The 435-nt window shown below is 56.6% G+C and carries 1 protein-coding gene; it reads left to right on the forward strand.

The annotated features are described in order from the left end of the window. Nucleotides 1-435: hypothetical protein (locus tag ACTHUE_RS20545; RefSeq protein WP_440424337.1), on the forward strand; the 435-nt coding region annotated here is incomplete at both ends.

Raw genomic sequence — 435 nt, forward strand, 5'->3', positions numbered from 1 at the left:
GGCGCTGCTGGCGAAAAAGGCGAAAAAGGTGACACTGGCGCCGCTGGCGAAAAAGGCGAAAAAGGTGATACCGGCGCTGCTGGCGAAAAAGGCGAAAAAGGCGACACTGGTGCCGCAGGTGCAGATGGCGAAAAAGGTGATACCGGCGCTGCTGGCGAAAAAGGCGAAAAAGGTGATACCGGCGCCGCTGGCGAAAAAGGCGAGAAAGGTGACACTGGTGCCGCTGGCGAAAAAGGCGAAAAAGGTGATAACGGCGCTGCTGGCGAAAAAGGCGAAAAAGGTGATACCGGCGCCGCTGGTGAAAAAGGCGAAAAAGGTGACAACGGTGCCGATGGCAAAAAGGGCGAAAAAGGCGATACAGGCGACGCCGGCGAAAAAGGATAAAAAAGTGAGACCGGTGACAGCGGCGGAGACGGCGGTAATGGCAATGGTGTT

The organism is Neisseria sp. P0021.S005 (genome assembly GCF_051956955.1).